Raw genomic sequence first — 5924 nt, forward strand, 5'->3', positions numbered from 1 at the left:
GTCAACATGCAGCTCGTCATTCACCCATAGGTAGATCAGCAGCACGCAGGCCAGCCCTGTTGACAAACCTACCAGGTTAAGCAAGGTAAATTGCTTGTCCTTTATAAGATTACGCCATGCAACTTTAAGGTAACTTTTTATCATACAGGGAGGTTTGATGGATTATTCCATAAAAAAAATGCCATATTCTATAATTATTAATAACCAGTTATTTATAGTTATATGGAATTAGGTAAATGTCCGTTTACGATACACGCAACGTTCAGTTTCATACCATGCCCGGTGTTGGAAAAGACCCGGGATCAGGCATTGCTAACCCAAAGGTTAGCGCTAACCTTTGGTATACTTTGCGCCTATAAGTATGTTGCTAACCTAATTTTGTAAACACAATTAGCAAAACTGTTTACATCATGAAGAAAATATTAAACGTCATCTCAAGCGCCCGGGGCAAAGCTTCCAACAGCATACGGCTGCAGCAGGAGATCGTAGAAAAGCTGCAGGCGCGCTACCCGGAGAGCACGGTAACGGTAAGAGACCTGGTTGCACAGAAATATCCTCACCTGGAAGAATCGCACCTGACCGCTTTTTATGCACCGGAAGAAAATGATTCCCCGGAATACCGGCTGGCAAGAATGCATTCAGAACAAGCCATCCGCGAAATTGAAGAAGCCGATATCCTGGTGATCGGGGTGCCCATCTATAATTTCAATATTCCCTCTGCGCTGAAAGCCTGGATTGATCATATTGTGCGCTCACGCAAAACCTTTACGGTTAAAGATGGCCGTCCGGAAGGATTGGTGAAGAACAAGAAAGTGTACCTGGCTATTGCATCCGGCGGTGTTTTTTCCGATGGGCCTTATAAGCCATATGATTTTGCAGTGCCTTACCTGCAGCATGTTCTTGGCTTTATTGGATTAACGGATATCACTGTTTTCCGTGCAGAAGGTTTTAGTGTTCCTGGTGTGCAGGAGCTGGCTTTGCAGAAAGGAATTGAAAGTGTTGCTGTGTAAATTATTTTAAAAGATAACAACAACTGGCTGAAAACGGGACTGACCAAAAGAATGTAAAATGTAAAATTTTAAATCATAAATGTAAAAGTGAAATGCCGCGAAACCGAGTAGGTTATGTTCGCGGCATTTCACTTTTACATTTATCTCGTTCATAAAGTCTTTTCAATGGTCTCTATGAACCTCCTTTGTCGGTTTGAAATTTTACATTTATGATTTTACATTCTTTTTGGTGGTCCCGTTCTTATTATATGACCGCTTTTCATTTTCTCCGGCAACGATTGCGTAAAAAAAATGTCCGGAAAGAATGGTTTGTAAAAAAAATAGGTCTAGAATTGTCAACGTATTGGAGGAACGATCGCCTGATTATTTTTTACTGAAAAGCTATTGAACTGATGGGGATATCCATGAATAATCCTGGCCCTGTATGTAGTTAGTTTGCCCTTTTGATCTAGTATTTCCACATCCACATCGATATCCACTGTTATGAACGTTATGAAAACAATTTCACTGATCATGCTGTTTTTGGCATTGGGATTTTTAGCTGCCCATGCGCAAAAACTTACTATTACCGGCCAGGTGGTAGAGGATGGTGGCAACGATCCGCTACCCGGCGTTTCCATTATGGTTACTAAAACAAAACAGGGTTCTATTACCGATGCCAACGGCCGTTTTTCAATTACTGTAAACGGCAGAACGTCGGCAGACCTGCTGTTTTCGTTTATTGGTTACAGTGCCCAAACCATTACTGCCAGTGGCAGCAAACCTTTGCTGGTAAAGCTGCGTAAAGAGCAGGCCAGCATTGGGGAAGTGGTGGTGGTAGGTTATACCGCGGTGCAAAAGAAAGATGTAACCGGCGCTGTTTCCTCTGTAGGCGCCCGGCAAATTAAAGATGTGCCCTTATCGTCAGCCGCAGAAGTATTGCAGGGCCGCCTGGCAGGTGTGCAGGTAGTAGCCTCGGAAGGCGCGCCCGGCGCAGAGCTGGTGGTGCGGGTGCGTGGCGGCGGATCCATTACACAGGATAACTCGCCCCTGTACATTGTAGATGGAGTGCAGGTTGAGAACGCCTTATCGGTTATTGCGCCGCAGGACATTGCCTCAGTAGATGTGTTAAAGGATGCCTCTACCACCTCTATTTACGGGGCAAGGGGCGCCAACGGTGTAGTGATCATCACTACCAAAAGCGGGCGCGCCGGTAAAACGCAGGTAACCTACAGCGGATCTGCCGGCTGGCGCGAGCTGCCCCAGACCATGGATGTACTAAGCCCCTACGATTTTGTTTTATGGCAATACGAAAGAAGCCGGGGCAATATTGCAGACAGCACCGACTTTGCCAATACCTACGGCACCACCTGGGATACCCTGCAAAACTATAAGCACATACAGCCCATTAACTGGCAAAAGGAAGTGTTTGGGCGTAAGGCGCAATTTCAAAATCATAATGTATCCATGAACGGCGGTACTGCCGCTACTAATTTTAATTTAAGCCTTACTGCTAATAAGGAAGATGGTGTGCTGCTGGAATCAGGCCTGGACCGTAAGATCGCTAACTTCAAGCTGGATCATAAAATTTCTGACAGGGTTAAAGCAGGTATTAATATGCGTTACCTGGATCAGGAAATTCACGGCGCAGGCACTACCAATAGCGGCACCCGCACTACCAACCGCTTACGCCATGCCATTAACTACCGCCCCTTTGAAATACCGGGAGCCAGCGGGGGAATAGATGATTTTGATGAAGCCTATTTCCTGGCTTCCGCAGGAGCCACCAATCCTGTATTGCTTACACAGGCGGAGTACCGGGAGCAAAAAACAAAAGCCACCTACCTCACCGGCTATGTGAGCATTAACCTGGTGAAGAACCTCAGCTTCCGCTCTACCTTCGGTTATGATAATACCAGCATCCGGCAATCCCTTTTTTATGGAAAAATTACCAGCACGGCGCGGCAGTATGCCTCCCTGCCGATGGCCTCCATTGGGGATCAGCAGAACAGCACCTTCAATAATTCCAACACCCTGCAATACACGCTAAGTAAATACAAAACCCATCATGATATTACTGTGCTGGCAGGGCAGGAGATGGTAGAATATTTGTCCGGCACCAATTATGTAGAGACCCGGTATTTTCCGGCAGATATAAGCGCAAACAAGGCGCTAACTAATATGGGCCTGGGAGCAGCGCCCACAGGATCGGCACAGCCATTGCCTTCCTCCACTGAAAACCCGCCCAGCCGTATTTTTTCTTTATTTGGTCGCGTTAGTTATGCGTATGACGATAAATACCTGGCCACTGTTAACCTGCGTGCAGACCGCTCCTCGAAGTTTGCCCCGGAGAACGGTACGCTGGTATTCCCTTCCGCTTCCATAGCCTGGCGTTTTTCTGCTGAGCGGTTTATGAATAATATTAGCTGGCTCACAGATGGTAAGCTGCGCTTTGGTTACGGTGCTGTAGGCAATAATCGTATAGGCGACCTGTTATACCGGCAGCTGTACGGGGTAACCGGCCAGTATGCATTTAACCATTCCATACTGCCGGGCTTTGCGCCCTCTGCGCTGGCAAATCCTGCGCTGCGCTGGGAAAAGAATATTACGCGTAACCTTGGGCTGGACCTGGCTTTTTTTGATAACCGCTTACAGCTTACCATTGATGCCTATAAAAATACTGCCAACGATCTTTTACTGGCTGTGCAAATACCGCCAACAACCGGTTACACCACGCAGGTGCAGAACATTGGCGCTACCTCTAACCGGGGTATAGAGCTGCAGATAAGCGCTACGCCGGTGCGGCAAAAGAATTTTACCTGGAACACGGATTTCAATATTGCTTTAAACCGGAACCGGGTAGAGAATCTTGGCGGCCCCGCGCAGATCACCCGTAACTCAGGCTGGCAGGGCTCAGACGGGGTAGATGATTATTTAGTGAAAGTAGGAGAGCCGGTGGGTTTGATGTATGGTTTTGTAACAGATGGTTTTTATACCCTCAACGATTTTGACTACAATGCCGCAACTGCTACCTACACCATTAAGAAAGGTGTGGCAGTGAACGGCGTGTACGGCACCCCGCAGCCCGGCATGTTAAAGTGGAAAGACCTGAACGGCGATGGCGCCATCACTGCAGACGGCGACCGCCAGGTGATCGGTAACGCCAACCCTACATTTACCGGTGGCTGGAATAACCAGTTCGTCTACAGGAATTTTGACGCCAGCATCTTCGTGAACTTTGTAGTGGGCAATGATATTTATAATGCCAATAAATTAGAGTGGACAGATGGTGCTTTTCCCAACCTGAATATGATAAGCACCATGAAGAACCGCTGGACCAACATCAACAGCCAGGGCCAGGTAGTAACAGACCCGAATGAGCTGGCCGCGCTGAATGCAAATGCCGGCATCTGGTCGCCGGTGCGGGTGCAGCGCTGGTGGCTGCATTCCTGGGCCGTGGAAGACGGCTCTTACCTGCGCCTGAATAATGTAACCATAGGATATACCCTTCCCAAACGTATTACGGCGCGGGCCAGGATCTCAAGCCTTCGTGTATTCAGTACCGTGAATAACCTGGCGGTAATAACCGGTTATTCAGGTTATGATCCGGATGTTACAGCCCGCCGCACCGATCCCTTAACCCCCGGTGTGGACTTTGCGGCTTACCCCCGTTCCAGGACCTGGGTGTTTGGCGTAAACGTTACTTTTTAAACCTAAAACTTTGACAGCTCCCATGAAACATATATCCTACAGGCGCTTAAGCAATATCACTATTATGCTTGCAGCTTTATTTACCATGCAGGCCTGTAAAAAATGGACGGAGGTAGAGCCCCGCTCCCAATACAATATATCAGAAGTATTTTCAGATGTGTCCAATGCTACCTCCGCTGTAATTGGCGTGTACGATGAGCTGCAGGGCGATGCGGGCTATGGCATACGCATTAGCATGTATTACCCATATGATTCAGATGAAGGTATTGTGAGCGGCAATATTGATAACGGCCGCAGGGGCGTGGGCCGCTACCAGCTGCTGCTTACCAACGCAGAAATATCGAACCCTTTCAGGCAGCTATACCGGGGCGTGGAAAAAGCCAACCTTTGCATTGAGCAGATCCCATTAATGCAGTTGTATACCAGCGGCACCGATGATCAGAAAAAGGAATTACGGCGTTTGTATGGAGAAGCCCTGACCCTGAGGGCACAGTTTTACCAGGAGCTGATCCGTAACTGGGGCGATGTGCCTGCGCCCATGATCCCTTCTTACGAGCAGGCCAACCTGTTTATTGGCCGCGCAGACAGGGACTCCACCTACGATAAGCTGCTGGCCGACCTTGCCACGGCCAAAGACCTGCTGCCCTGGCGTACGGAAGTACCGCGTAATGAGCGGATAACCAAAGGCGCTGCCATGGCCTTGCGGGCAAGAATAGCGTTGTACCGTGGCGGTTATGCGCTTCGCCGTAATGGCCAAATGGAAAGAAGGAGCGATTACCTGAAATATTACACCATTGCCCGGGATGAATGTGCGGAGCTGATGCAGCACCGCGGCGAACATACGCTGAACCCTGATTTCAAAGACATCTGGAAAAATGTAACCTCCTTTAAATACGACCCGCAGGGCGAAGTGTTGTTTGAAGTAGGGGCGGGCGGCGGCAATGGCAACAGCGACAGCCGCATGGGTAACTACGATGGGCCTAATGTAAATGCGGCATCGCGCTACGGGGCCGGTGGCGGCGGCATTGTAATGCTGCCCAATTATTTTTATGCTTTTGATTCGGTAGATACCCGCCGCGATGTAACCATAACATCGTACCAGGTACCTTCATCATCCAATATAAAATCACAGCGCCGCCTGGGCGAATTAAATACAGGCAAGTACCGCCGCGACTGGCGGGTGCCGCTGTTGCCCGGCAATGTTTTAAACGTAGGGTATAACTG

At 48.6% G+C, this 5924-nt stretch carries 3 protein-coding genes; all 3 read left to right on the top strand.

What is annotated here, in order from left to right; genetic code table 11:
• The first annotated feature begins 410 nt into the window (after positions 1-410).
• Positions 411-1010 carry an FMN-dependent NADH-azoreductase gene (locus VIM87_RS15065; RefSeq protein ID WP_331997789.1) on the top strand — a complete coding sequence of 200 codons (600 nt, stop codon included), beginning with the start codon at positions 411-413 and terminating at the stop codon, positions 1008-1010.
• A gap of 492 nt (positions 1011-1502) precedes the next feature.
• Positions 1503-4700, top strand: a complete 3198-nt coding sequence (locus VIM87_RS15070) for a TonB-dependent receptor (protein WP_331997790.1) — start codon at positions 1503-1505, stop codon at positions 4698-4700.
• A 22-nt stretch (positions 4701-4722) separates the two neighbouring features.
• A partial coding sequence (locus tag VIM87_RS15075) for a RagB/SusD family nutrient uptake outer membrane protein (protein ID WP_331997791.1) occupies positions 4723-5924 on the top strand: 1202 nt, incomplete at its 3' end.

The organism is Chitinophaga sp. (assembly GCF_036569125.1).
Lineage (GTDB): Bacteria > Bacteroidota > Bacteroidia > Chitinophagales > Chitinophagaceae > Chitinophaga.